General features: G+C 72.4%; 25 protein-coding genes and 2 tRNA genes. 3 read left to right on the top strand and 24 right to left on the bottom strand.

Annotated features, from left to right (window positions below; genetic code table 11):
- Position 1: 1 nt before the first annotated feature.
- The 5 genes from ACESM1_RS21210 to ACESM1_RS21190 all read right to left on the bottom strand — a co-directional run bounded on the left by ACESM1_RS21210 (position 2) and on the right by ACESM1_RS21190 (position 3,052).
- Positions 2 to 84: transfer RNA gene (locus tag ACESM1_RS21210), tRNA-Leu, on the bottom strand.
- Positions 64 to 978, bottom strand: a complete 915-nt coding sequence (locus ACESM1_RS21205) for an SAM-dependent methyltransferase (protein ID WP_372623200.1) — start codon at positions 976 to 978, stop codon at positions 64 to 66. The genes ACESM1_RS21210 and ACESM1_RS21205 overlap by 21 nt, the downstream gene beginning before the upstream one ends.
- The gene (locus ACESM1_RS21200; RefSeq protein WP_372623199.1) at positions 975 to 1,337 is read right to left on the bottom strand and encodes a DUF423 domain-containing protein; all 363 of its coding nucleotides are present in this window, start codon (positions 1,335 to 1,337) and stop codon (positions 975 to 977) included. The genes ACESM1_RS21205 and ACESM1_RS21200 overlap by 4 nt, the downstream gene beginning before the upstream one ends.
- A 9-nt stretch (positions 1,338 to 1,346) precedes the next feature.
- Positions 1,347 to 2,048, bottom strand: coding sequence for an endonuclease V (locus ACESM1_RS21195; RefSeq protein WP_372623198.1), 702 nt, complete (start codon positions 2,046 to 2,048; stop codon positions 1,347 to 1,349).
- Positions 2,049 to 2,095: 47 nt separating this feature from the next.
- The gene (locus tag ACESM1_RS21190) at positions 2,096 to 3,052 is read right to left on the bottom strand and encodes a metal ABC transporter solute-binding protein, Zn/Mn family (protein ID WP_372623197.1); all 957 of its coding nucleotides are present in this window, start codon (positions 3,050 to 3,052) and stop codon (positions 2,096 to 2,098) included.
- A gap of 204 nt (positions 3,053 to 3,256) precedes the next feature.
- Here ACESM1_RS21190 and phnC point away from each other — a divergent pair, with 204 nt between their 5' ends.
- The gene (phnC, locus tag ACESM1_RS21185; protein WP_372623196.1) at positions 3,257 to 4,084 is read left to right on the top strand and encodes a phosphonate ABC transporter ATP-binding protein; all 828 of its coding nucleotides are present in this window, start codon (positions 3,257 to 3,259) and stop codon (positions 4,082 to 4,084) included.
- 4 nt (positions 4,085 to 4,088) lie between these two features.
- On the opposite strand, the gene ACESM1_RS21180 is transcribed toward phnC, so the two are convergent.
- The 13 genes from ACESM1_RS21180 to ACESM1_RS21120 form a co-directional block, all read right to left on the bottom strand.
- Positions 4,089 to 4,850 (bottom strand): OmpA family protein, encoded by a 762-nt coding sequence (locus ACESM1_RS21180; protein WP_372623195.1) that lies wholly within the window; start codon positions 4,848 to 4,850, stop codon positions 4,089 to 4,091.
- Positions 4,851 to 4,961: 111 nt separating this feature from the next.
- On the bottom strand, positions 4,962 to 5,648 hold the full coding sequence (locus ACESM1_RS21175) for a hypothetical protein (RefSeq protein ID WP_372623194.1): 687 nt from the start codon (positions 5,646 to 5,648) through the stop codon (positions 4,962 to 4,964).
- A gap of 161 nt (positions 5,649 to 5,809) precedes the next feature.
- Positions 5,810 to 6,250, bottom strand: coding sequence for a helix-turn-helix domain-containing protein (locus ACESM1_RS21170; protein ID WP_372623193.1), 441 nt, complete (start codon positions 6,248 to 6,250; stop codon positions 5,810 to 5,812).
- Positions 6,251 to 6,412: 162 nt separating this feature from the next.
- Entirely contained in the window at positions 6,413 to 7,618 is a 1,206-nt protein-coding gene (locus ACESM1_RS21165) for an MFS transporter (protein ID WP_372623192.1), read from the bottom strand.
- A gap of 72 nt (positions 7,619 to 7,690) precedes the next feature.
- A complete protein-coding gene (locus tag ACESM1_RS21160; protein WP_372623191.1) occupies positions 7,691 to 8,392 on the bottom strand; it encodes an ATP-binding cassette domain-containing protein in 702 nt (233 codons plus the stop codon).
- Positions 8,392 to 9,657, bottom strand: a complete 1,266-nt coding sequence (devC, locus tag ACESM1_RS21155; protein ID WP_372623190.1) for an ABC transporter permease DevC — start codon at positions 9,655 to 9,657, stop codon at positions 8,392 to 8,394. Before devC ends, ACESM1_RS21160 begins: the two co-directional genes overlap by 1 nt.
- Positions 9,654 to 10,691: an efflux RND transporter periplasmic adaptor subunit gene (locus tag ACESM1_RS21150; RefSeq protein WP_372623189.1), complete on the bottom strand. Its 1,038-nt coding sequence runs from the start codon at positions 10,689 to 10,691 to the stop codon at positions 9,654 to 9,656. Before ACESM1_RS21150 ends, devC begins: the two co-directional genes overlap by 4 nt.
- Entirely contained in the window at positions 10,688 to 11,266 is a 579-nt protein-coding gene (locus ACESM1_RS21145; protein WP_372623188.1) for a TetR/AcrR family transcriptional regulator, read from the bottom strand. The genes ACESM1_RS21150 and ACESM1_RS21145 overlap by 4 nt, the downstream gene beginning before the upstream one ends.
- 236 nt (positions 11,267 to 11,502) lie before the next feature.
- Positions 11,503 to 12,492, bottom strand: a complete 990-nt coding sequence (gene lpxK, locus ACESM1_RS21140; protein ID WP_372623187.1) for a tetraacyldisaccharide 4'-kinase — start codon at positions 12,490 to 12,492, stop codon at positions 11,503 to 11,505.
- Between the two features lie 14 nt (positions 12,493 to 12,506).
- Positions 12,507 to 13,826, bottom strand: coding sequence for a 3-deoxy-D-manno-octulosonic acid transferase (locus tag ACESM1_RS21135; RefSeq protein WP_372623186.1), 1,320 nt, complete (start codon positions 13,824 to 13,826; stop codon positions 12,507 to 12,509).
- Positions 13,827 to 13,836: 10 nt separating this feature from the next.
- Complete coding sequence (locus tag ACESM1_RS21130; protein WP_372623185.1) at positions 13,837 to 14,523, bottom strand: lysophospholipid acyltransferase family protein; 687 nt, start codon at positions 14,521 to 14,523, stop codon at positions 13,837 to 13,839.
- Between the two features lie 68 nt (positions 14,524 to 14,591).
- Complete coding sequence (locus ACESM1_RS21125) at positions 14,592 to 15,635, bottom strand: glycosyltransferase family 4 protein (protein ID WP_372623248.1); 1,044 nt, start codon at positions 15,633 to 15,635, stop codon at positions 14,592 to 14,594.
- Positions 15,636 to 15,702: 67 nt separating this feature from the next.
- Complete coding sequence (locus tag ACESM1_RS21120) at positions 15,703 to 16,506, bottom strand: UDP-2,3-diacylglucosamine diphosphatase (RefSeq protein ID WP_372623184.1); 804 nt, start codon at positions 16,504 to 16,506, stop codon at positions 15,703 to 15,705.
- 209 nt (positions 16,507 to 16,715) lie between these two features.
- On the opposite strand from ACESM1_RS21120, the gene ACESM1_RS21115 reads away from it, so the two are divergent.
- On the top strand, positions 16,716 to 17,588 hold the full coding sequence (locus ACESM1_RS21115; RefSeq protein ID WP_372623183.1) for a diacylglycerol/lipid kinase family protein: 873 nt from the start codon (positions 16,716 to 16,718) through the stop codon (positions 17,586 to 17,588).
- 15 nt (positions 17,589 to 17,603) lie between these two features.
- Here ACESM1_RS21115 and ACESM1_RS21110 read toward each other — a convergent pair whose 3' ends face one another.
- The 4 genes from ACESM1_RS21110 to ACESM1_RS21095 all read right to left on the bottom strand — a co-directional run bounded on the left by ACESM1_RS21110 (position 17,604) and on the right by ACESM1_RS21095 (position 20,916).
- Positions 17,604 to 17,786: a hypothetical protein gene (locus tag ACESM1_RS21110; RefSeq protein ID WP_372623182.1), complete on the bottom strand. Its 183-nt coding sequence runs from the start codon at positions 17,784 to 17,786 to the stop codon at positions 17,604 to 17,606.
- A 114-nt stretch (positions 17,787 to 17,900) separates the two neighbouring features.
- Positions 17,901 to 18,620, bottom strand: coding sequence for an ABC transporter ATP-binding protein (locus ACESM1_RS21105; protein WP_372623181.1), 720 nt, complete (start codon positions 18,618 to 18,620; stop codon positions 17,901 to 17,903).
- Positions 18,617 to 19,861: an ABC transporter permease gene (locus ACESM1_RS21100; protein WP_372623180.1), complete on the bottom strand. Its 1,245-nt coding sequence runs from the start codon at positions 19,859 to 19,861 to the stop codon at positions 18,617 to 18,619. The genes ACESM1_RS21105 and ACESM1_RS21100 overlap by 4 nt, the downstream gene beginning before the upstream one ends.
- Positions 19,858 to 20,916 carry an efflux RND transporter periplasmic adaptor subunit gene (locus ACESM1_RS21095; RefSeq protein WP_372623179.1) on the bottom strand — a complete coding sequence of 353 codons (1,059 nt, stop codon included), beginning with the start codon at positions 20,914 to 20,916 and terminating at the stop codon, positions 19,858 to 19,860. Before ACESM1_RS21095 ends, ACESM1_RS21100 begins: the two co-directional genes overlap by 4 nt.
- A 101-nt stretch (positions 20,917 to 21,017) precedes the next feature.
- Here ACESM1_RS21095 and ACESM1_RS21090 point away from each other — a divergent pair.
- Positions 21,018 to 21,092, top strand: a tRNA-Thr gene (locus tag ACESM1_RS21090).
- A gap of 376 nt (positions 21,093 to 21,468) precedes the next feature.
- Here ACESM1_RS21090 and ACESM1_RS21085 read toward each other — a convergent pair.
- Positions 21,469 to 21,654 carry a D-glutamate cyclase family protein gene (locus ACESM1_RS21085; RefSeq protein WP_372623178.1) on the bottom strand — a complete coding sequence of 62 codons (186 nt, stop codon included), beginning with the start codon at positions 21,652 to 21,654 and terminating at the stop codon, positions 21,469 to 21,471.
- A 210-nt stretch (positions 21,655 to 21,864) separates the two neighbouring features.
- Positions 21,865 to 22,851 (bottom strand): hypothetical protein, encoded by a 987-nt coding sequence (locus ACESM1_RS21080; RefSeq protein WP_372623177.1) that lies wholly within the window; start codon positions 22,849 to 22,851, stop codon positions 21,865 to 21,867.
- Positions 22,852 to 23,359 lie beyond the last annotated feature (508 nt).

Here is a 23,359-nt window from a genome sequence, read left to right as displayed (position 1 = left end):
ATGCCCGCCGGGGGACTCGAACCCCCACACCCTTGCGGGTTGCGGATTTTAAGTCCGCTGCGTCTACCGTTCCGCCAGGCGGGCGAAGGTCAACTCGTGCTTGTTGTGCGCGCCATGGAATAGCACGGCACCTTCGATCGCGGCGAACTCCGCCGCAACGTCGTGGTCGGTCTCGCCCTGGAATTTCACCGTGCAGACCAGGTTCCGCGCCGCCCCCGCCGCAATCCAGCGCCGCACCAGTGTCAGCAGCCGCGCCGGGTAGCAGATCACGTCGCTGAACAGCCAGTCCACCTGCCGCTCCTGGGCCGGGTCCAGCGCGAAGGCGCTCTCGTCCCGCATCGTCACGCCGGGCATCGCCGCCACGCGCGGATCGAGCGGCGCCTTGTCCACCGCCTCAACACGCGCGCCGAGCTTGGCCAGCACCCAGGTCCAGCCGCCCGGCGATGCCCCGAGATCGAGGCACCGCTCCCCCGGCGCTGGATGCCTTCCGAGCCTGGTCAGCGCCTCCCACAGCTTGAGGTAGGCGCGCGAGGGCGGGCCTTCGCGGTCCTCGGCGAAGGCGACCGCGCCGTTGACGAAGGGGCTGGTCTTGGTCGGCGAGGCCAGCAGCCGGTCCGGCGCCAACAGCGTCCAGGCGCCGAGATGCGCGGAGGGCGCTGGCTCCGGGAAGACGAGCGGCCGCGCCTTCACCGGCGGCAGGCGCTCGGTGATCAGGGCGCTGCGGCGATGATGCGTCGGCGCATAGCCGGCCCAGTTGCGCTGCATCGCCCGCAGCGCATCGGCCGCGGCTTTCACGGAGGGCGCCGGAAGCTCGCGCGGGCCGGTCCAGACATCCAGCGCCCAGGCCGTCGAGCCTGGCGGATCGGGTGAGAGCGCCAGGCGTCCGTGCCACGCCTCTATCGCGCGCCCGGCGCGACGCAATTCCTCCGCCAGCTCCGCTTCGTAGCCTTCGGCCGCCAGATAGGCGCTGGCGATCATCGCTGCGGCGCGACCAACGCTGCCGCCGCCAGCAATCCCCAGCCGACGAGCATCGTCATGCCGCCCAGTGGCGTGACCAACCCAAGCGAAAGGTCTGTCAGTGCTCGCAGGTACAGCCCGCCGCAGAACATCAGCGCTCCCGCGGCGAAGCAGCCGGCCGCGAGATGCACGAGCGGCCCGCGGCGCCGCTCCGCCAGCAGGCCGGCCCCGATCAGCGCCAGGCCGTGCCAGGCACCTAGAGATGCGCCGGTATTCGCCAGCGTTGCGCTGGCCGGTTCCAGCCCGTGCGAGGCATAGGCGGCCATCGCCACCGAAACCAGGCCGAACAGGGCGCCGAGCGCCATCCAGATGCGGGACATGCGCCCCGACTAGCCCAGCGCCGGCATGCCGGAAAGGCGCAGGGCGCCGGCAGCATCATGCGCGGCGCGGGTCGGCTCCGGCAGCCGGCGGCCGCGCAGGCAGCGCGTCACCCACTCCAGCGCGGTGTCGAGCGAGACGCGATGGCCGACCGAGACATAGAGCGGATTTGCCCCGCGCCGGCTCCGCAGCGCGATGCCGACCTGCCTTCCCTTGAACACCAGTGGCGCGCGGGCGCCCGGCTCGTCCCGCAGCGTGCCCTCCACTTCCCCAACCAGCACCGACTTGGCGACGCCTATGGCCGGCACGTCCAGCACCAGGCCGAGCAGGCAGGCGGTGCCGAAGCCCTGCGGATGCGCCAGCCCGTGTCCGTCCACCAGCACCAGGTCGGGCTTGGGGTGGAGCGCGGGCCAGGCCTCGGCCAGTGCCGGCACCTCGCGGAAGCCAAGCAGCCCGGGGACATAGGGCAGCCCGCCGCGCGTCACCGCCCCCGCACGGGCCAGCGCCGCCAGCGAGGGCCAGCCCAGCGCGACCATCGCCGCATGTACCGTGCGCGCCGGATCGAACCGCGTGGCCGAGGCATCGGCGCCGCCGATCACATGCACCGTGCCGAGCCGGTCGGTCGCCTCGACCATGGCGGCGAGGCCGGGCACCAGCAGCCGCGCCGCGGCGGCCGTTGTCGGAAAGGGGAGGCCACCAGGAAGGCTGGGCATGCCGCCCATCCTGGGGCGGCGCCCGGTGCCCGGTCCAGCCGGCTGCGCTATGCCCCCTCGCCGCGCATCGCAGGCACCAGCAGCGAAATGTTGTGGCGGAACATCGCCTCGTAGGTCGGCGCCGGGCCGCCGGGCTCGGACAGCGCATCGGCGAAGAGTCGGCCGCGCACCCGCACGCCGGCCTCGCGCGCCAGGCGCTCCAGCGTGGCCGGGCTGCCCATGTTTTCGATGAAGACCGCTGTCGTGCCCTCGGCACGGATCTGGCGGATGAGGCGGGCCACCTGCGCTGCGCTTGGCTCGCCGGCGGTCGAGACACCTTGCGGCGCGAGGAAGCGGATGCCGTAGGCCGCGCCGAAATAGCCGAAGGCATCATGGCTGGTGACCACGACGCGCTTGGCCTCCGGCACGGCGGCGAGTTGTTCGCGGATCCAGACGTCCAGCGCCTCAAGCCGCGCCGCATAGGCTTCGCCTGCCGCCTGGTGTGCAGCCGCGTTGGCGGGGTCCGCTCCCGCGAGACCACGCGCGATGTTGCGGGCGTAGAGCGCGCCAAGCCGTGGATCCTGCCAGGCGTGCGGGTCAGGCGCCGTGCGCGGCGCGGCGGCGTGTGGCTGCCGCTGCTCGGCGCCACCATGGCCGTGAGCGTGGCCATGCGCCTCCATGCGGCGCGGCACCAGGCCTTCCGTGGCCGTCGCCACGGGCCCGCGGTAGTTCGCGGCACGGATCATGCGGTCTACCCAGCCGTCGAAGCCCAGTCCATTGCGCACCACGAGCGCGGCATTGCGCAGCGCCTCGGCGTCCGAGGGGCGGGGCTGAAAGCTGTGCGCATCGGCATTCGGTCCGGCGATGGTGCGCAGTTGCACCCGCTGCCCGGCGATCTGGCCGACCATGTCTCCGAGGATGGAGAAGGACGCCACCACCTGCGGTCTCTGCTGCGCCGTCGCCGCCCCTCCGGTCAGCGAAGGCAAGGCCAGTGCAGGGAAAAGCAGCAGGATGCGGCGGCGCATGGCAGGCTCACTTTCGAAGTATAGTATAACATTACATGTGGGCCGGTTTTCGGCAAGCCGGAAAGCTCACGGCGACCGCGAAACGGGCGCGTGCCGAAGCTCCGGGCGTTGGCGGCCCATCCAGAAGACATGCTGGCGTCACGGGACCATCACCGTGACGTCATCCGAGGCGGCTACAACCGCGCCTCAACGGGGACGGCGGGGATGCTCGAGCTTCAGGGCCTCACACGACGGTTCGGCGCCGTGACAGCGGTGGACGATGTGCGGATCGTCATTCCGGACGGCCAGATGGTGGGCATCATCGGCCGTTCGGGTGCGGGCAAATCCACGCTGCTGCGGATGGTCAATCGCCTGACCGAGCCCTCCCTGGGCCGCATCTTCCATGACGGCCAGGACGTCACCGCACTCAGCGGAAAGGCGCTGCGGCGCTGGCGCACCGACTGCGCCATGATCTTTCAGCAGTTCAACCTGGTGCAGCGGCTGGACGTGCTGACCAACGTCCTGATCGGCCGCCTGAACCACAGGCCTGGCGCGCTCGGGACGCTGACCGCGCTGTTCAAGATGTTCACCGCCGAGGAGCGGGCGATGGCGATCCGCGTGCTGGATCGCTTCGACCTTGCAGAGACTGCCTTGCAGCGGGCCGACACGCTTTCCGGCGGCCAGCAGCAGCGTGTGGCGATCTGCCGTGCCCTCTTGCAGGAACCCAAGCTGATCCTCGCCGACGAACCGATCGCCTCGCTCGATCCGCGCAACGCCAAGACCGTCATGGATGCGCTGCGGCAGGTGAACCGGGAGGACGGCATCACTGTCCTGACCAACCTGCACCACCTCAACACGGCGCGTGTCTTCTGCGACCGCATCATCGCGATGCAGTCCGGCCGGGTGATGTTCGACGGCACGCCCGCAGCCCTGACCGCGGGGCGCGTGCGCGAGATCTACGGCGTCACCGAGGACCAGTTCGAGGAACAGGCCGAGGACGCCCTTCGCCCGCAGCCTCCGTCACCGGCCCGGGCGGGGCTCGCCATCGCCTGACCGGTCAGCGCTCCAGCACGAACTCGACCCGACGGTTGCGCGCGCGGCCTTCCGGATTGTCGCGACCGTCGGGCAGGGCGTTGGGCGCGACCGGCTCGGCTGCGCCGCGGCCCTCCACCACCACGGGCGGCATTGCGTCGCCGGCGCGTTCCTCGAGCCAGCGCTGCACGGCGCGCGCACGGCGCAGGGAGAGGTCACGGTTCACGGCAGCGTCACCGACCGAATCGGTGTGGCCGACGATGGTCATGCTGCGCGGGCGAAGATCGCGGATCAGCTCGACCACCTCCCGCAGCCCGGCCTCCGCCTCCGGCCGCAGCCGGTCGCCGCCAAAGGGGAACAACACGTCACCCGAGAGGTTGAGCGAAACGCCCTGCGGCGTTTCGCGCCGCGTCATCGCGCCGCCGCGGGCGGCCTGGGCAGAGGCCGCCACCTGCTCCACGCGGATTTGCCGGCCCTCGGTGGCGATCCGTGGCGGCGGGCCGTCACCGAGCATGGCCCAGCGCAGGTCGAGCGTGTCGCCGCGCAGGCTGACCCGTGCGCCGGGGGCAAGTTCGGCCCGGATCTCGCTGGTGCTGCCCTGCACTTCGAGGCTGCGGCACCCACCGGTGAAGGCGAGTTGATTGCGTTCGCCCCGCACCACGACGTCGCGCCCGGCGCAGTCGAGGCTGCGCGATTGCGCATTGCCCTCCACGATCAGCGGGCCGAGTCCCTGCGCGAAGGCGGGCAGCGTGCCGAACAGTGCGAGCAGAGCGAGGATGCGGCGCATGGCGTGTGCCTCTGGCGATGCGCTTGGTAACGCCGAGCGCCGCGCACGGTCGCGCGCGTCGCGCAAAGGTCACGCGCATCGTCCAGGCGGCCTCGCCCTGCCGCGCTAGGATCAGTTCGCCGGCAGCCACACCTCCAGCGTCCTGGGCGGTGGCTGTGGCAGGTAGGCGCGGAAGTCCTGGATCGCCCAGCCGCTGCCCAGCCTGCCGGCCAGCCGTGCCGCCGCCGCCTGGTCTTCGTCGTGGAAATACCGCACCACCGGGGTGGAAGGGACGAACGGCGCCGGCCGCACTGCGGAGATGTCCACGCCGGCGGTGCGAAGGCTTTGGGCGAGTTGCTCCGCGGCCTCGGCGCCGGGGCGCGAATTGGCCCGATGGTGCACGAAGACGCGCAGGGACCGGTCGGGCAGCTCTGGCGCGGCAGTCTGCGCCGCCAGGGCCGCCGTCGTGCTGAGTGCGCCACCACGATCGGCGGCGGCGAGGGGAGGACCCGCCCCGGTTGCCTGATCCCCGGTGAGCTCCTTCCGGCCCGGCATGTTGCGGCGGCGCTCCTCAGCCTCGATGCGCAGCCCGGCGATCTCCTGTTCGAGGCGCGCCCTCGTGGCGCGCAGGGCGGCGATCCTGGCTTCCTCGGCAGCGATTGCGCTGCCAGGGGCAACCTGCTCCGCAACGGTGAAGGACGGGCGCTCCAGCGCTGCCGGCGGCAGGCCGGCACCCGCGGGGCGTTGCGGAGGCGGCCCGCCCAGGCCAGCCAAGGCGACGACGCCCACCACCAGCACGGCAGCGGCACCCAGCCACAAGCCGCGGCGCCGGGACCGGGTGCTGCGTCGCACCCGCCCCGGTGATCTCTCCCGCTTCATTGTTCCAAACCTGCCCCGATCGGCAACACGCATGCCATCCCGCCGACGCAACGCGCGGGCGCGGCGCCGGTTGCAGCCGGGATGTGCCGGGGCGGGAGGCCTCAGGCCTGTCCGTCGCGCTCCGCCTGGGACTGGGCCGCGAGGGCACGCGCCATCTGGCTCAGCGCCTCCTGATGCTTCTCGTTGTCGATCAGCGCGAAGTTGCGCGCCAGCTCCAGGCACATGCGCTGGCGCGGGCTGGTCTCATGGATTTCGCTGTCGGGTGTGAGCCCCTCGAAGAACCACGAGACCGGCACGCCGAGCACCTGGCCGATCTCGAACAGCCGTCCGGCGGAGATGCGGTTCAGGCCCCGCTCGTACTTATGCGCCTGCTGGTAGGTGACGCCGATCATCTTGGCGAGCTGCTGCTGCGACAGGCCCATCATCACCCGCCGCTCACGGATGCGCGCCCCCACATGACGGTCCGCGGCATTGGCCCGCTGTCCCGGCCGTTCGGCGGTGCCCGCCGGCCCGGCACGACGTTCTGTCTCGATTGTCGCCATGGTTCTCGTCCTCGCCCCGGTTGTACTCGGCGCCTGCAATGCCCGACATGGCCCTGCGTTCCACTCTGGCGCGCATGACAAGCTCGTGAGTTTCGCCTTCGCGGCGACATGCGGAAACATCCTTATATCACGTTTTCGCTAGATAAGAGAACGCGCCGTTGCTCAGAGGAGCGGGCGCCAAAGCCGGCGGGTCGCCAGCAGGGCGGTGAGCCCCTGCGCCGCAACCAGCGCGGTGGCCTCAGGCGCCCCGAGCCACTCCGCCAGCAGGCCGAGTTGCAGGAAGCCGAGCAGCCCGGTGCCGATCGCCGTGGCGAGCAGGCCGAGCGCGCGGCCGCGGATCTCCGGCGGGGTCGTGAGGTAGACGAGGGTCGCCTGCATGGTGGCGAAGCCGGCGCCGCCAATGCCGACCGTCAGCAGCGCCAGCCCTGCCGGGACGGGATGCGGTGCGAGGGCGAAGAGGATGCACATGGCCAGGTAGAGCGCGGTGCCGCCGACATAAACCGCGGCATAGCGCGCCGGGCTGGCCAGCATGCCGACCAGCCCCGCGCCGAGCAGCGCACCAAGCCCCTCCATGCTCGCCAGCACGCCCACCCCCTCCGGCCCGAGGCCGAGCGGCTGCTGGCCGATCACCGGGATCATGCTGGTGCAGGGCCATCCGAACAGGTTGAACACCACCGTGACCACCAGCACGCCGCGCAGCTTCGGAAGGTGCAGCGCCAGGGCGAAGCTTTCGCGCAGCTGCCGCAGCACGGGCTCGTGCTGCGCCGGCGCGGCGGCGGTGGCGCCGCAGCGCACCCGGGCCGCGGCGCCGATTGCCGCCAGCTGGAGCAGCGCCGCGAGCCCAAAGGCGGTGCCGGCACCGAGGGTGGCCAGCAGCGTGCCGCCGAGCGCCGGGCCTGCGACGCGGCTCGCATTGCTCGCCATGACATCGAGCGACATCGCCGCGCCCATGCGTGCCGTGCCGACCGCCTCGCCCACCATCATGCGGCGGACCGGGTTGTCGGTCGCCCACCCAGCGCCGCTGAGGAAGCTCGCCACCGCCATCTGCCACACGGTGAGCGCGCCGGCGAAGGCAAAGGCCGAGAGCGCGCCCGCCGCTGCGGCCTGCAAAGCCAGCACCGCCAGCAGCGTGAGCCGCCGCGGCGCGCGGTCCGCCAGCACGCCGAGCAGCGCCCCGAACAGGCCGAGCGGCAGCAGCCGCAGCAGCGTCATCGCGGCGACGACGAAGGCCGAGCCGGTCTGCTGGAAGGCAATGACGCCGATCACCAGCATCTCGAGCCACCGCGCGACCGAGAGGGCGAGCCCCACCACCCAGAGACGCCTGAAGTCGGGCACCGCCAGGACGCCGCGCCCCTGCCTTCGATCCAACGCTTCCACCCGGGTGCCTGTGCGCCGGCAAGCTTCGCAGCCGGGGGCGCGCGGCTCAAGTCTCCGCCGTGCTCAAGCCGCCGCGGCGCCGCTGGCCTGCTCCTGCGCGACGATCCGGCCATCCTCCATCGCGACGATGCGGTCGGCGATGTCGAGGATGCGCGGGTCGTGCGTGACGAGCAGGATTGGCACGCCGCGCGACTTCGCCAGGTTGCGCAGCAATTGCACCACCTCGTGCCCGCTGGCCTTGTCGAGTGCCGCGGTCGGCTCGTCCGCCAGAACCAGCCCTGGATCGGCGGCGAGTGCGCGAGCGACGGAGACGCGCTGGCGCTGGCCACCGGAGAGCCTTGCAGGAATGCGGTCCTCGTGCCCGGCGAGGCCGACCGCGGCCAGCAACTCGCCGGCGCGGGCGAGGCGCGCACGCTCGGCAAGGCTGCCATCCTGCTCCAGCGCCATCGCCACGTTCTGCCGGGCGGTCAGGAAGCCGAGCAGGTTATGGTTCTGGAAGATGAAGCCGATGCGCCGGCGCAGATCGACACGCGCGGCCTCGGCGGCGCCGTTCAGCTCCTCGCCGAGCACGCGGGCGCTGCCCTCCTGCATGGCGCGCAGCGCGCCGATCAGGGTGAGCAGCGTCGTCTTGCCGCTGCCCGAGGGACCGGTGAGCAGCACGATCTCGCCTTCGCGGACGGTGAGGTCCACGGCGCGAAGAACCGGGCGGCGGAGCTCGCCTTCGCCGTACGCGTAGGTGACGCGGCGGAGAAGCACCGGCTCCATCAGAACATGTCCGCCGGATTGGCATCCCGCAGCTTGCGCACCGCAAGCAGTCCCGCCACCGCGCACATCCCGAAGATCATCGCGAAGACCGAGAGACCCATCGCGAGGTCGAGCCGGAGCGGCAGGAAGGTGGCGCTGCCGACGAGGTCATAGAGGAAGAAGGACAGCGCCAATCCGGGGATGAAGCCGGTCACCGCCAGGATCAGCGCGGCGCCGAGCACGACGCGGGAGAGATAGAAGCCGGAATAGCCCATCGCCTTCAGCGTGGCGTATTCCTTCAGATGGCTCGCGATGTCGCTGAACAGGATCTGGTAGACGATCACCATCCCGACCACGAGGCCCATCAGGCTGCCGAAGGCGAAGATGAAGCCGATCGGCGTCGCCTCCTCCCAGTAGCGGCGCTCATGCGCGCGCAGCTCGGCCTGGGTCAGCACCATGACGTCGCGCGGCAGCAGCTCGCGCAGGCGCTGCTGCGTCGCCAGGATGTCGCTGCCGGGGCGCAACCGGATCGCGACCAGGTCCACCGCGGCCACCTGCCGCTCCTTCACCACGCGGCGGAAGTTCACCTCCGACAGCACGACGTTGCCATCGGCGCCGAAGGAGGGGCCGATCTCGATCAGGCCGACCACCTCCATGCGGCGGTTGCCGACCTCCGCCTCGATCGTGCCGCGCTGCTCCAGCAGCGTCGCGACGGGGCCGAATTCGGGGCGCGAGCGGACATCGAAGGCAAGCGTGTCGGCGCGCTTCAGCCGGTCCACCAGCGGCGCGAGGCCCGGGAAGTCCAGCACGCCGGCGGCGACGTCCACGCCGATGAGCTGGATGGTGCGCCGCGTGCCGCTCTCCGGATTCCGCCAGGTCGCCTGCGCCAGATAGACCGGCACGGCGCGCTCCACCTCCGGCAGGGCGAGGGCCTGCTGCGCGCGCACGCGCGGCAGCGGCTCCGGCCGGAAGCTTGCCAGCGTCAGCGGATGCATCAGGAACAGGTCGCCGCGCATCGCGCCGATCAGGTTGGTCGCGCTCTCGAACAGCGCGCCGCGGAAGCCCAACTGCATGAACACCAGCACGCAGGCGAACAACACGCCCGCGATCGCCGAGGCGAGCCGCGCCTTCTCCGAGCGTAGCTGCCGCCAGGCAAGCCGCACGGCCAGCCAGGTGGAGGCGGCAAAGCCCGGCCCGCGACGTGCGGGGGGCAGCGAATGCGGCGCCTCGCCGGTTCGTTCCGGCGCCCAGGGCAGCAGCTTCGCAGGCGGCGCCAGCTCGTTCATGGCCGGATCGCCACCTGCACCTGCATGTTGGACCGCCGCGCGAGCGCCTGCCCAGCATCCGGCGGCAGCACGAGCCGCACCTCGATGGTGCGCGCATCCACCGCGGCAACCGGGTCGGTGTTGGCCTGGGTGGTGCGCCGCACCTGCCAGCCGATCTCGCGGAGCGTCGCGGGAAAGCGATCGGCCCCGCCGGGCACCACCACCTCAGCCGGGGCGCCGAGGCGCAGGCTGGGGAGGTCGGTCTCGTACACCTCGGCCACCACTTCCATGCGGCTGAGGTCGGCGACCTCCAGCACGCCCTCGGCACCGACGCGCTCGCCGGCGCGGGTGATCACGCGGATGATTGTGCCGGCGATCGGGGCCCGCAGCCTGGCGAGTTCGGCTTCCGCCCGCGCGCGGGCCAGCGCCGCCTCGGCCGCGGTAAGCTCGGCCTCGGTGAGGGCGAGATCCTCCGGGCGTGGGCGCAGCAGGGTTTCCAGCACAGCTTCCGCCTCGGCGCGCTCGGCGCGGGCGCGGATGGCGGCGAAGCGCGCGCGCTCGGCCACCGCCTCGGCGCCGGCGCCGGTGCGTTCCAGGCGCTCGGCCCGCTCGGCCTCGCGGCTGGCGCTGCCTTCCGCTGCGCGCAGCGCCTCGATACGGGCGCGCTGGGCGGTGACCTCGGAGGGCCGGCCGGCGGCGCGGGTGCGCTCCAGCCGCGCGCGTGCCTGGGCGAGCTGCGCCTCGGCCTGGCGCAGCGCCGCGTCCTTCAGGGCAGCGTCGCTGAACTCGGCCAGCACCTGGCCCTCCTCCACGCGGTCGCCCTCTTCCGCCAGCAGCCGCGCGACGCGTGCGCCCTCCTGCCCCGGGCCGGGCGCGAGGCGGCGGATGCGGGAGGCGGGCTCCACCCGTCCCAGCGCGCCGACGCCGACCGGCTCGGCCGCGACGGCAGGCGGCGCCCTGCGCTCGGCCTCGCCGGGGCGCGTCCACAGGAAGCCTGCGCCGGCCGCCGCGGCGAGCAGGGTCGCGCCGAGCAGGAGACGGATGCCGCGCGTCACCCGGAGGCGTCCAGCAGCCGCGCGAGGGCGTGGCGCATGGCCAGCCGCTCGGCCTCGCTCGGCCTGTAGAGGCGGAAGATGCGGGCCATGAACATGCCGTCCCCGGCGGCATTGATCGCGTCGCCATGGCCCGGCGGCAGGCCATCCGCCGCGATGTCCCGGCGCATGCGGGCGATCACCTCGCGGATCGGGTCGAGCAGTGCCGGGTCGTGATGGAAGGCGGCGAGGAACACCGCGGCGGCGCGGTCATGGCGCTCGTTGCAGGCATGCTCGCCGGCGCCGAAGCCCCATTCCAGCATCGCCCGCGCCACCTGGCCGGGGCCGGGGCGCTGCGCCTCGACGCAGGCGCGGTACTCCCGCTCCATGAACTCCGCCAGGCGGCGCAGCAGGGCGTCGAGCAGCGCCTCCTTCGAGGCGAAGTGGTAGAGCAGGCCGCCCTTGGAGACGCCGGCATCGCGGGCTGCCGCCTCCAGCGTCAGGCCGGCGACGCCGCGCGCCTGCACGATCGCCTCGGCGGCGTCGAGCACGCGGGTGCGCGCGTCCGGGGTGGGGTTCGTTGCTATCCCGTCGGTCATGCCCAGCAACTATACCGGCCGGACGGTTCGTCAAGGGATGAACCGTCCGGCCGGTATAGTCATCTGCACGTGATCGGTTGCGCCGGCAGGGTCCGCCGGCGAGCAGGTCGAGGAAAGATCGCTGCGTCCTGGTCGGCACCGCGCCATCGGGCCGCGGTGAGCGCAATCCTCATCAAGCCTGGCGACACTCCCGCCCGGCATGCCGGACCGGCCATGTCGCAATGCTTGACGGGGCGCTACGCCGGGATCGGCACGCGCGCGGCAAGCGGGTCGAGCAGGCTCTCGATGGAGGCCGGCTCCTCCCAGGCGAGGCCCACCGTCACCACGGTGACGCGGGACCGGAACTGGTGCGGGATCCGGACGAAGTCCTTCTTGGTGGTGACCGGCACGGCGCGCAGCGCCTCCGCCTGGGCCAGCAGGTCCTTCAGGTCGCCCTCGTCATAGGGGTAGTGGTCGGCGAAGGCCTCGCGGCCGGCCAGCACCGTCCCGGCCTCCTGCAGCGTGGCGAAGAACTTGGCCGGATTCGCCAGGCCGCAGAAGGCGAAGACCGGCTGGCCGGCGAGCATCGCGGCCTCCGGCCCGGCCACCAGCTTCGCGCGCAGCACCGGCAGGCTCTTCGGCAACTGGTCCAGCGCGCCGCATTCGTCGGGGCCGACCAGCACCGCCGCCTGGCAGCGCGCGGCGGCGGCGGCCACCGGCTCGCGCAACGGCCCAGCCGGGATCACGCGGCCATTGCCGAAGCCGAAGCTGCCATCCACCACCAGCAGCGAGAGGTCCTTCTCGAGCGTCGGGTTCTGCAGCCCGTCATCCATCACGATGGCCTGCGCGCCGCTGGCCACTGCCGCCATGCCGCCGGCGCCGCGGTCGGCCGAGACCCAGGTGGGGCGCACCTCGGCCAGCAGCAGCGCCTCGTCACCGACCTGCGTGCTGTCGTGCTTGTCCGGGTCCACGCGCGCCGGGCCCTTCAGGCTGCCGCCATAGCCGCGCAGCAGGAAATGCGAGGCGATGCCGCGATCGGCCAGCCGCCGCCCGAGATCCAGCGCCACCGTGGTCTTGCCGGCGCCTCCGGCCGTGGCGTTGCCGCAGCAGATCACCGGCACGGGCGCCCGCCAGCCGGAGCGCCGCATGCGGCGCGCGGTGGCGCCGGCGTAGAGTGCGGAGAAGGGGGAAAGGAGCAGGGGCGCGACCCCACCGCTGCCACCCACCCAGAAGCCGGGTGCTCGCATCAGCCCTCGTTCGTTCAGGGACCCGCCCTGCGCCCTAGAGGCGTCTCCGCCGGGCCATCCGGCGGCAGCAGGCCCAGCAGCGCCTCGGCCACCCGCCCCGGCAGGCCGGCATGGCCGTCGGCGACCGTGGCGGCGGCCTCGGCCAGGCTCCGCGCACGGTCACGGTCCGATAGCACGTCGCGCAGCGCCGGCGCCAGCGCCGCGGGCGCCTCCAGCGCCAGTGCCCCGCCGGCGGCCAGCAGTCGCGCCCGCGGCTCCTCGAAATTCTCCATGTGCGGGCCGAACAGAACCGGGCAGCCGAGCCGGGCGGCCTCCAGCGGGTTCTGCCCGCCATGCGGCACCAGCGAGCCGCCGATCAGTGCCGCGCCCGCCAGCCGGTAGAACAGGCCGAGTTCGCCCAGCGTGTCCGCGACATAGATTGCGATCTCTCGCCCCGGCGCAGCGCCGGCGCTGCGCCGCGCGGCGGGCAGGCCGGCCGCCTCCGCCGCGGCAGCGATCTCCGGGCCGCGCGCCGGGTGACGCGGGGCGATCACCGTCAGCAGCCCGCCCAGGGCCGGCGCCAGGGCCCGGTGTGCGGCGATCGCGTCCGCTTCCTCCCCCGGATGGGTGGAGGCGGCGAGGAAGACCGGGCGCTGCCCGATCGCCTCCCGCAGCTGGGCCAGGGCGGCGGGATCGGCCGGCAGCGGGGGCGCCGCCATCTTCAGGTCGCCCCAGCAGCGAACATCGCTCGCCCCAAGCGCTGCCAGCCGTTCCGCATCCGCGGGCGACCGCGCCAGCACCAGGCCGAAGGCATCGAGCGCCGCCCGCGCCAGCCCCGGCGCGCGCTGCCAGCGGCGGGCGCTGCGCGCGCTCATCCGGGCATTGACCAGGGCGAGCCCGAGGCCCCGTTGCCGCGCCGCGGCGAGCAGGTTCGGCCAGAGCTCGCTTTCGACGAAGGCGCCGGCATCGGGCCGCCAGTCGCGCAGGAAGCGCCCGACCCAGGCCGGCACGTCGAGCGGGGAGAAGCGATGCGCGACGCGCGGCGCCAGCCAGGGCGGGATGCGCTGCCCCAGCAGCTCCGCCGCCGTGACGGTGCCGGTGGTGACGAGAAAGCGCAGCGCCGCGTGGCGCTCCGCCATCGCCTCCAGCACCGGTAGCGCCGAGAGCGACTCCCCCACGCTGGCGGCATGCAGCCAGAAGAGCGGGCCGGGCTGGCGCGCGGCGCCCTCGCCTCGGCGTTCGTGCAGCCGGCTGGCGATCTCCTTGCCGCGGCGCGTGCGGGCCCGGAGATAGGGCGCCAGCGCCGGGGCGACCAGCGTCGCCCCAATCCGCCAGACGACCGGCCCCAGGGTCAACGCCCGATCCTCACCGCCCGATCCCCACCGCCGCATCCGCCTCGGCGCAGGCGGCGTCGAGCGCCGCCGCGATGGCCGGCAGCGCCGCCTCCGCGCCGTCGCGCGGCACCCGGACCAGCGGACCGCAGGCGATCACGCCGCGGCCGAAGGGCAACGGCAGCATCATCCGGTCCCAGCTCGGCAGGATGCGGTGACGGCTTGTCGCGGCGCCGACCGGCACCACCGCTGCGCCGGAAAGGGCGGCGAGCTGCGCCACCCCTGGCGCCGCCTGGCGACGCGGCCCGCGCGGGCCGTCCGGGGTGATCGCCACCGGATGGCCGCCGCGCAGGATGTGCACCATCTCGATCATCGCCTGCCCGCCGCCGCGGCGGGAGGAGCCATAGACCATCCGGAAGCCGAAGCGGCCGACCGCCGCGCCGATGAAGCGCCCGTCCCGGTGCTGGCTGACCAGCACATGCGGCACCAGCCGTGCCACCGCCGGCTCCCGCGCGACGGCGAGCTTCATCAGTTTCGGGACCATCGGCAGCCGCTCGTGCCAGAAGGCGAGGATCAGCGGCCGGCCGGCCGCGACCTCGGCCAGCGCGTCGTCGCCGCCAAGAAGGCGCCAGCGCGTCGTGCGAGCCACCGAGGCGATGTAGGCGCCGAGGATGCGTGCAAGGCCCGCCTGCATGGCGGGGTGGCGGATCAGCTTGCGCATCTTTCCCGGGCGGCGGGGCAGCGTATCATGCCGCCGCCCCTAGCACGGGCGCGCGCCGACCGGAAATTTCACCGACCGATCAGCACCAGGCTGTCGCGGAAGCGCTGCGCGCAGGCGGCCCAGGAGAAGCGCTCGGCATGCGTGCGGCAGAGCGCGCGGTCCGCCTCCAGCGCACGGAGGCAGGCGGCGCGCAGATCCACGTCCAGCGCGCCCACGGGCGCATCACCGATGACGTCGAGCGGCCCGGTGACCGGATAGGCGGCCACCGGCGTGCCGCTGGCCAGCGCCTCCAGCAGCACCAGGCCGAAGGTGTCGGTGCGGGAGGGGAAGACGAAGACATCCGCCCGCGCATAGGCGCGCGCCAGCGCCCCGTTCTCCCGCCAGCCGGTGAAATGCGCGCCGGGAAAGCGGCGCATCAGCGCCGCGCGCTGCGGACCATCGCCGACCACCACCTTGCTGCCCGGCAGGTCGAGGGCGAGGAAGGCCTCGATGTTCTTCTCCACGGCGACGCGACCGGCGCAAAGGAAGATCGGGCGCGGCAGCCCCTCCCACGCTTCCGCCTCGCCGTGGCCCGCCGCCTCCGGCCGGAAGCGCGCCAGGTCCACGCCGCGCGACCAGGGCATCACGCGGGCGAAGCCGCGCCCGGCCAGCTCCCGCGCCAGGGAGGGCGTGGCGCAGAAGGTGCCGGCGCCGGCGGCGTGGAAGCGGCGCAGCATGGCCCAGGACCAGGCGGTCGGGATGCGCGTGCGGGCGTGCAGGTATTCCGCGAAGCGGGTGTGGAAGGAGGTGGTGAAGCGCCAGCCGCGTTTCAGGCAGATCGCGCGCATCGCCCAGCCGAGCGGCCCCTCGGTCGAGATGTGCACGGCATCGGGGGCGAAGGCCTCTGCCATCCGCGCCAGCGCGCGCTTCGGCGCCAGCGCCAGGCGGATCTCGCGATAGCCCGGCATGGGCATCGAGGCGAAGCGGTCCGGCCCGATCACCTCCACCGTGTCGCCCAGCGCGCGCAGCTCGCGCGTCACGGTGTCGAGCGTGCGCACCACCCCGTTCACCTGCGGGTGCCAGGCATCGCTGACGATCAGGATGCGGCGCGAGGCACCGGCAGCGCCCGCCATCTCCGCTCCGGGATCGAGCGCGCCCATCCCCCAGTCCGATACGCTGTCCAATGCCGTTCCTTCCGCCTCACGCCGCCGCGGGCACCGTCGCGGGTTCGGTGCGGAAGAAGGAGAGGCGGTTTTCGCGCGCCCAGTCCACCAGCTCGAACCTGCCATCGGCGTGCTCGACCAGCGCGGTGCAACTCTCCACCCAGTCGCCGTCGTTCATGTAGAGCACGCCCTGCACGCTGCGCATCTCGGCGTGGTGGATATGGCCGCAGACCACGCCGTCCAGTCCGCGGCGGCGGGCTTCCTGCGCCAGCGCGGTCTCGAACCGGTCGATCGCTTTCACGGCCTCCTTCACCTGCCGCTTCAGCCATTGCGAGAGGGACCAGTAGGGATAGCCGAATCGGCGCCGCGCGACGTTGAACCAGTGGTTGGCGGTCAGTGCCCAGTCATAGGCCCAGTCGCCGAGATGGGCGAGGAACTTGGCGTAACGCACCACGCTGTCGAACTGGTCGCCATGGATGACGAGGTATCTGCGACCATCGGCGGCGATGTGCACCGCCTCGTTCACCAAGCGGACGCCGGCGATCTCCATGCCGAGCCAGTCGCGCAGCGCTTCGTCGTGGTTGCCGGGGATGTAGGTCACCTCGGTTCCGCTCCGCGCGGCGCGCAGCAGCAGGCGGATCACCTCGTCATGGCCGGCGTCCCAGTACCAGGATTTGCGCAGGCGCCAGCCATCCACGATGTCGCCGACCAGGAACAGGCGCTCGCATTCGGTGCGGCGGAGGAAATCCACCAGGAAGTCGCTGCGGCAGCCGCGCGTTCCGAGATGGATGTCGGAGAGGAACACGGTGCGGTAGCGGCGTTTGGGCTCGGTGCTGTGCATGCCTGTCCGGCTCCCGCATCCGTGCCGCCAACGCGACGCGGAAGCTTCCGTTGCGTTGGCGCGCTGTAGCCGCCGCCTTGGGCGATGTGACGTGAATCTTGAGTGACGTCGCACGCGCCCAGCCCTGTGGAGTGCTGCGCCGGGTGCATGTCACGCAGCCGTCAGCGAGGCGTCCGCGAATCGTCATGTGACGGCGCTACGCGGCGGACGTGCTGATCGTCTTCAACCCTGCGGCCGGTGCCGGCCGCCGTCGCCGCCTGGCACGCGCGCTCGCCGCCCTGCTGGCGCGCGGCGTGCGCCCCGACCTTGCCGAGACGCGCGGCCCCGGCGATGCCGAGACGCTGGCGCGCGAGGCGGCGCTGCGCGGCGTGCCGGTGGTGGTGGCTGCGGGCGGCGACGGCACGATCGCCGAGGTCGCCTCGGGACTTGCCGGCAGCGGCTCCATGCTCGGCGTGCTGCCGCTCGGCACCGCGAATGTCCTGGCCTGGGAGCTCGGCGTGCCGGCCTCGCCCGAGCGGGCGGCGGCGGCGCTGGCGGCGGGGCGGCCGGCTGTATTGTATCCGGGCCTGGCGCGCTTCGCCGATGGGCGGCAGCGGCTGTTCGTGCAGATGCTGGGCGCGGGCTTCGACGCCATGGTGGTGGCGCGGCTCGATCTGGCGTTGAAGCGGCGGATCGGGCGTGCCGCCTATGTCTGGCAGTCGTTGCGGGAACTGCCGCGCTACCCGTTCGCGCCTATCACCGCCGAACTGGATGGAGCCTCCGGACCGGCGGCGAGCGTGATCGTCACCAAGGGGCGGCTCTATGCCGGGCGCTACTGCGTGGCGCCGGCCGCGCGCCCGGCAGATCCCGGCTTCCAGGTGGTGCTGTTCCGGCACCCCGGCATGTTGCGGGCCGCGCTGGCGGCCGCGGCGCTGCCGCTCGGCCTGATCCCGCGCCTGCCAGGGGTGGAGATCCTGCCTGCCCACCACATCCGCCTTTCGGCGGAAGGCGTGGTGCCGGTGCAGACCGACGGTGATCCGGCCGGGCTGTTGCCGGCCGAGGTGAGCGACGCGGCGGGGCCGCTCAGGATCCTGCTGCCGTGACGCGCGCGCTCCCGCTCAGGCGGGGCGGCCGCCGAAGGCGAGGAAGGCCGCGCCGAGGCTGGCGCCCAGCGCCACGACGCCGAACCCCAGCGACGCCAGCAGGCCCGCGACGCCGAGCCCGAAGAGCAGCACCGCCACCGCGCTCGAAAGCCCGGCCAGCGCCGCGAAGCCTGCCAACAGGCAAAGGACAATGAGCACGCGCGGGCCTCCGGTTACGTTCGCCATGATCCTGCCATAGTCATCGCCCGATTGTCGCCCATTTTTCGCCACAATCAGGTCACGCTCGATCGAGGTGACGGGCCCGGCGGAGTTTCACGATGAGGTGTTGCCCGGATGTTGCCCGGCCCGCATCGGCGCATCCGACACGATGCGGCCATCCACCAGATGCACCCGTCGCGTGGTCCGCGCAGCGAGGTCCGGATCATGCGTGACGACGATCACCGTCCGGCCTTCCTCGGCCACCAGACGCGCGAAGGCATCGAACACGGCGGCGGCATTCCTGGTGTCCAGATTGCCGGTCGGCTCGTCGGCGAGCAGCAGCGCCGGATCGTTGGCCAGCGCACGCGCAATCGCGACACGCTGCCGCATGCCGCCGGAGAGCTGCTCCGGCAGCTTGCTCGCCGCCTCCGCCAGGCCGAGCAGGTCCAGCAGATGCAGCGCCCGCTTGCGCGCCGCGGCATCGCGCAGCCGCCCCAGCCGGCGGATCGGGATCAGCACGTTGTCCATCGCGGTGAACTCCGGCAGCAGGAAGTGGAACTGGAACACGAAGCCGAGCCGCGCCAGGCGCAGCGCCGCCATCTCCGCGCCCGAGAGCCGCGCCGTGTCACGCCCCTCCAGCAGCACCTCGCCGCTGGTTGGGCGGTCGAGCAGGCCGAGCAGGTAGAGCAGCGACGATTTGCCCGAGCCGGACGGCCCGGTGACCGCGACGAACTCGCCCCGCCCGATCGAAAGCGTGACGTCGCGCACCAGCGTCACGCCCTCCGGCAGCGTGCGGGTCACGTTGCGCGCTTCGAGGAGCGGGGGCTCCGTCACGCTGCCCCGCGCACCACCTGCACGGGATCGAGCCGGCTGGCGCGGCGTGCCGGGATCACCGCGGCGATGCCGGCGGCGAGCACGGCGAAGATGCTGGCGGCGAGATAGACGCGCCAGTCGCGCGCCAGGATGAAGCGGTCGTTGCCGGAGGGCGTGCTCACGTCGAAGCGCACCTGCGCCAACGCCTCCACCATCAGCGCACCGAGCAGGCAGCCGGCGATCGCGCCGAGCAGGCCGGCGATCATTCCCTGCACCAGGAACAGAAGCTGGATGTCACGTTCGGTGAAGCCGAGCGATTTCAGGATGGCGATGTCGCGCGTCTTCTCGAACACGACGGTCGAGATGATGTTGTAGATCCCGAAGGCGGCAACCAGCAGGATCGCGCCGGTCACCGAATACATGATGGCGTTCTGGATCACGAAGACGGTGAGGATGTTCTGGTTCTGCTCCTCCCAGCTTTCGCTGCGGTCGCCGAAGCGCGCCTCGATCTGGCGGGCGAGCGGCTCTGCGCGCGTCACATCGGCCAGCCGCACCAGGATCTGGTTCACCACATTGGGGCGGTTCTGCAGGACCTGGTTCACCTTCAGCAGCGCGAAGCCGTGCGACTGGTCCACCGTCTGAATGCCGGTGCGGAACAACCCGACGACCTTCATGGGCAGCACCACGCCTTGCGGCGAGACGGCCACGACGGTGTCGCCGAACTGCACGCCGAGCTTGTGCGCCAGTCCCTCGCCGATGATGATGCCGTTGGCCGTGCTGCGCAGGTCCTCGAGCCGACCGGCGACCATGTCCTTCTCGATGTTGGAGACGCGGCCATGCCGCGCCGGGTCGATGCCGGTGATCACCGCCGAGACATCGCGCGAGCCGTAGCGCAGCAGCGCCTGCCCCTGCAGCACAGGTGCGGCGGCCACACCTTCCATCGCCTCCAGCATGGCGAGCTTGTCGCCGGCGGCGCGGATGCCGCGAACGCGGTCGCGTGGCTTCACGCCATGCACCTGCACCGCACCCCGGGTCAGATCCATCTCGGCGGCCTGGGCGGGCGGTATGCGCGCTTCGTCCTTCACGGTGATGTGCGGCGCGACATCGATGATCTGGCTGACGAAATAGGTCTGGAACCCGCGCATCAGCGCCGCGATCGCGATGAAGAAGGCGACGCCCAGCGCCACGCCCGAAACCGAGACAAGCGTCTGCCGCCGGCGCCGGCGCAGCATGCCGCGCGCGAGTTCGAGGATCAGGTTCATGGCGCCAGCCTGATCGCCTGGCCGTCCCGCAGCCCCGTGGGAGGGTCGAGGATCACCACCTCGCCCACCGCCAGCCTGCGGCGGACCTCGGTTGCGCGCGGGCCCTCCACGCCGAGTTCCACCTCGCGCCGCCGGGCCGTCTCCTTCTCCACCACCCACACAACGGCCGGGCGCGGCGCGCCGGGCGGCGGCACGGGCGTGGCGGCACCGCGACGTGCCGCGGCACCGGGCAGCACCACGGCGGTCGGTGGCACCAGCACGGCATCTGGCGTCTCGCGCAGCACGATGTTGGCTTCCACGGTCATGCCGATCATCAGGGGCGTATCCTCGGGCAGGTTCAGCCGGACGCGATAGGCCTTGCGGATGGTATCCCCCTTCGGCGTGATCTGCGCCACCTCGGCGGCCAGGATGCGGCCGGGGAAGGCATCGGCGCGCAACAGCACGCGCTGGCCGATGGCGATCCGCGCGATGTCCTCCTCATCCACTTCCGCCGTGATGCGGAGCGGGCTCGGTTCGCCGATCCAGAACAGGGAGGCGGGGGTGTCGACGACCTCGCCGACCTCCGCGTCGCGGCGCAGCACCACGCCGCCGGTCGGTGCGCGCACGACGTAGTCGTCCAGACGCTGCCGGGCGGCCTCGGCCGCGGCCCGGGCGGCGCGTGCGTCGCGCTCGGCGCGGTCGAGTGTCGCGCGGGCAGCGATATCGCGGGTCACCAGGGCACGCGTGCGGATCAACTCCTCCTCGGCGAAGGCCGCGCGCGCCTCCGCCTCCAGCGCGAGGGAGCGTGCCTGGCGGTCCTCCAGCCGGGCGAGTGGCTGGCCCTCTCGCACCCGGTCGCCTTCCTCGATCAGCACATCGGTGAGTCTGGCGCGGGTGGCCGGCCCGACACGGGCCCAGTGTATCGGCTCGACGGCGCCGGTCGCGTAAACCGCCTCGAGGGCTGGACCGGATGCCGCCATGGCGACGCGAAGGCGCGGCGGCAGGCTGTGCCATGCCCAGAGGCCAGCCCCACCTGCGGCCAGGAGGGCGAGGAGGAGCAGGAGGCGGCGGGGCATTTCCTTGGGCTTCTAGCAGCTTGTCCGCAGTTGGCGAGGCAGAGCGTGCCGGAGAGGTTGCCCCTGGCCGCGCGGGCCGCTATAGCCGCGCGGCACCTTGGGCCGACATAGCTCAGCGGTAGAGCAACTGATTCGTAATCAGTAGGTCCCCGGTTCAAATCCGGGTGTCGGCACCATAAGCCTCTCAAAATTCGGCGTATTTCTCCGCCTCGCTGATGGGGCGTTGGGTGGGTGTCGCTGGCCGGACACGTCCGGGACACGACGGGCGCCCTAGCTTTTCCCATCACCGAGCATCTTCCGACCAGGCCGCCTGGCTTCCAGTGTGCCCGGCACTGCGGCGATGCCGCCGGCCTAGCAAGTTGCCTGGCGGCGGCATGCGCGGCCTGCCGCTGCGAGGCAGCCCGCCCCGGCCTTGAGGCCCTATACACGGATGCTTGAGCCGGACGTGACCTGGATGGCCGCCCCGAGATGGACGCCAGTGATCGCTGCCGTCGCGCATGCTGCCTTCAAGCAGAGCCCGTCGGATCGCTCGCCGCCGATCAGCCTCCGCGCCTATGATTGCGGCAGGTCCGTCACCAGCATCGCCCCCGCCGCGTGGGAGATGCAGGCCGTCAGCGCGGCGCCGAGCAGTGCCGAGAGCCCACAGCCCCAGAACACCCGCTCGTCGCCCGGTTCTGGCGGCAGGGGCTTGGCCCAGTCGAGCGCCCTGGGGGTGCGCGATGCCGAGGGCGGAGGCATCGCCGACATGCGGCGGCGCGCGTGGGTGCGCAGCAGGCCTGACGCGAGCTCCGCCACCCGAGCACGTCAGTGGCGGCGAAGCGCCGCACGGAGACGACCAGCGGGCGGTAAACGGCATGCAGGAGATCGCGAGGCGTTGGATTCATGCAAGTCAACATACAGTAAGCAAAGCCTCGCCGAAGTTGATGCTTTCGGCGTCGCGTATAATGCTTATCGAACAGCTCTATCCAGGAAGCGCGGTCCAGAAGTATTCGGGGATGGTAGCCTCGTTCCCTCGCTTTCCAAATCACCTTGGGTGTCCGCAAGAGCGGCGGCGGCACCGGCGCCGGGACTGCTATCGGGCGCCGGATCGGGCCTCCGCTTTGCCGCCCCCTTGGTTGCCCGCGGGAGTGCCCGGAGCGCCTCGGCGACACGCGCCCGCGGCTCGCGCAGCAGCATGTGCGCGGCGCCGAGCACGTAGGCCTGCTTTGCGCGGCCGTCCCAGGCGTCCACCACCCAGCCCGCCGCAACCGTCGTCGGCGGCGGCGCGATCGGCCGACCGTCCCTTTCCGCTGGCGGCGGGTCGGCGGGGTGCCGCAAGCGCAGACCCTCGCGCCGCAGCGCGGCCACCAGTGCCGGCGGGTTTGGCGCATGCACCGCCCAGGCCTTCGCGAGCCGGCGCACCAGCATCGGCAGGTCAAGGGCCTCGCCTTGCGGGTCGGCCTGGCGACGTTCCAGGCGACGCCGCTGCCGGGCGGTGTATGCGGCATATGCCGGAGGTCCTTCCTCGATGCCGGCCTCGCGGAGCCGCCGCGCGGACCGCGCGTCATCGCGTGCCTCGAAGGCCGCCAGCACCACCGTGTTGAACCGGCCCTTCGTGACTTGGTGCAGCAGTCGCAACTCGGCCCCGCGCGCGACAAGCTCGTGGCGCAGATACATCCAGCGGCTGTCGAGCACCCGCCCGGTGACTGGGTCGACCTCTGGCACGATCAGGTGCCAGTGTACCTCGAATCCCTGGGTGCCCAGGATCGGGTCGTATTTGACGCGGCGCCGTTTGCGATGCCGCACCAGGACGGCGCCCTCGGGATCGAACCCGAACTCGGCAGCGAGCGCGGTGACGACCGCGCGGGCTTCCGTGTCTGTGGTCGGCTCGCCGGGCGAGATGTGGAAACGCCGGATCGCGTAGGGATGCCGGCCGGCGCGGGCCATCTCGACCATGTCCTCCAGATCGGCCTCGCAGCCGGCGAGTGTGGCGACCTCCGCATTGCCCGCGCCGCGCCAGACATGCGCGGCCAATGCGTGGTGCCCCGAGCGGCTCCGGATCCGCGTCGCTCCGATGATCATGGCCTGACCCCCTCGTCGCGCCGAGGCCGGCGCGGCATTCGGCGGCCAAGCAGGACGGCGCGGACACCCCGTCGAAGCTCGGAGAGCTCGGCGGCGATGTGTGCCGGGTCCATGGGACCGGGCGGCGGCACCGCGGCGCTGCAGGCGACCGCGCCGATGGCGCCTTCGAAGAGGATGTTCAGCCGGCGCTGGAGGCCGACGAGGTCCCGGCGCCAAGCCAGGGGATCGGTGCCGCAGGCTGCCGCCTGGTCTGCCACCGCGCGCAGCCACGCGGACAGACTGTTGACGTGCGATAGCTGAGACTTGATCGGACAGTCTGTGTTGGTTCTCGAAGGATGGAGCCGGTGGGCGGGGCGCGGTCCTTGCCCTCGCGCTCGGACCG

Origin of the sequence: Falsiroseomonas sp., assembly GCF_041690465.1 — a bacterium.
GTDB lineage: Bacteria > Pseudomonadota > Alphaproteobacteria > Acetobacterales > Acetobacteraceae > Falsiroseomonas.
The sequence above is the reverse complement of the archived record's forward strand: the minus strand, read 5'-3'. Positions and strand labels throughout refer to the sequence as shown.

Coding starts and splice junctions, on each gene's coding strand:
- ACESM1_RS21205 (WP_372623200.1), bottom strand. CDS start 978: ATGATCGCCAGCGCCTATCTGGCGGCCGAAGGCTACGAAGCGGAGCTG.
- ACESM1_RS21200 (WP_372623199.1), bottom strand. CDS start 1,337: ATGTCCCGCATCTGGATGGCGCTCGGCGCCCTGTTCGGCCTGGTTTCG.
- ACESM1_RS21195 (WP_372623198.1), bottom strand. CDS start 2,048: ATGCCCAGCCTTCCTGGTGGCCTCCCCTTTCCGACAACGGCCGCCGCG.
- ACESM1_RS21190 (WP_372623197.1), bottom strand. CDS start 3,052: ATGCGCCGCCGCATCCTGCTGCTTTTCCCTGCACTGGCCTTGCCTTCG.
- phnC (WP_372623196.1), top strand. CDS start 3,257: ATGCTCGAGCTTCAGGGCCTCACACGACGGTTCGGCGCCGTGACAGCG.
- ACESM1_RS21180 (WP_372623195.1), bottom strand. CDS start 4,850: ATGCGCCGCATCCTCGCTCTGCTCGCACTGTTCGGCACGCTGCCCGCC.
- ACESM1_RS21170 (WP_372623193.1), bottom strand. CDS start 6,250: ATGGCGACAATCGAGACAGAACGTCGTGCCGGGCCGGCGGGCACCGCC.
- ACESM1_RS21160 (WP_372623191.1), bottom strand. CDS start 8,392: ATGGAGCCGGTGCTTCTCCGCCGCGTCACCTACGCGTACGGCGAAGGC.
- devC (WP_372623190.1), bottom strand. CDS start 9,657: ATGAACGAGCTGGCGCCGCCTGCGAAGCTGCTGCCCTGGGCGCCGGAA.
- ACESM1_RS21145 (WP_372623188.1), bottom strand. CDS start 11,266: ATGACCGACGGGATAGCAACGAACCCCACCCCGGACGCGCGCACCCGC.
- lpxK (WP_372623187.1), bottom strand. CDS start 12,492: ATGCGAGCACCCGGCTTCTGGGTGGGTGGCAGCGGTGGGGTCGCGCCC.
- ACESM1_RS21130 (WP_372623185.1), bottom strand. CDS start 14,523: ATGCGCAAGCTGATCCGCCACCCCGCCATGCAGGCGGGCCTTGCACGC.
- ACESM1_RS21125 (WP_372623248.1), bottom strand. CDS start 15,635: ATGGCGGGCGCTGCCGGTGCCTCGCGCCGCATCCTGATCGTCAGCGAT.
- ACESM1_RS21120 (WP_372623184.1), bottom strand. CDS start 16,506: ATGCACAGCACCGAGCCCAAACGCCGCTACCGCACCGTGTTCCTCTCC.
- ACESM1_RS21100 (WP_372623180.1), bottom strand. CDS start 19,861: ATGAACCTGATCCTCGAACTCGCGCGCGGCATGCTGCGCCGGCGCCGG.
- ACESM1_RS21095 (WP_372623179.1), bottom strand. CDS start 20,916: ATGCCCCGCCGCCTCCTGCTCCTCCTCGCCCTCCTGGCCGCAGGTGGG.
- ACESM1_RS21085 (WP_372623178.1), bottom strand. CDS start 21,654: ATGCCTCCGCCCTCGGCATCGCGCACCCCCAGGGCGCTCGACTGGGCC.
- ACESM1_RS21080 (WP_372623177.1), bottom strand. CDS start 22,851: ATGGTCGAGATGGCCCGCGCCGGCCGGCATCCCTACGCGATCCGGCGT.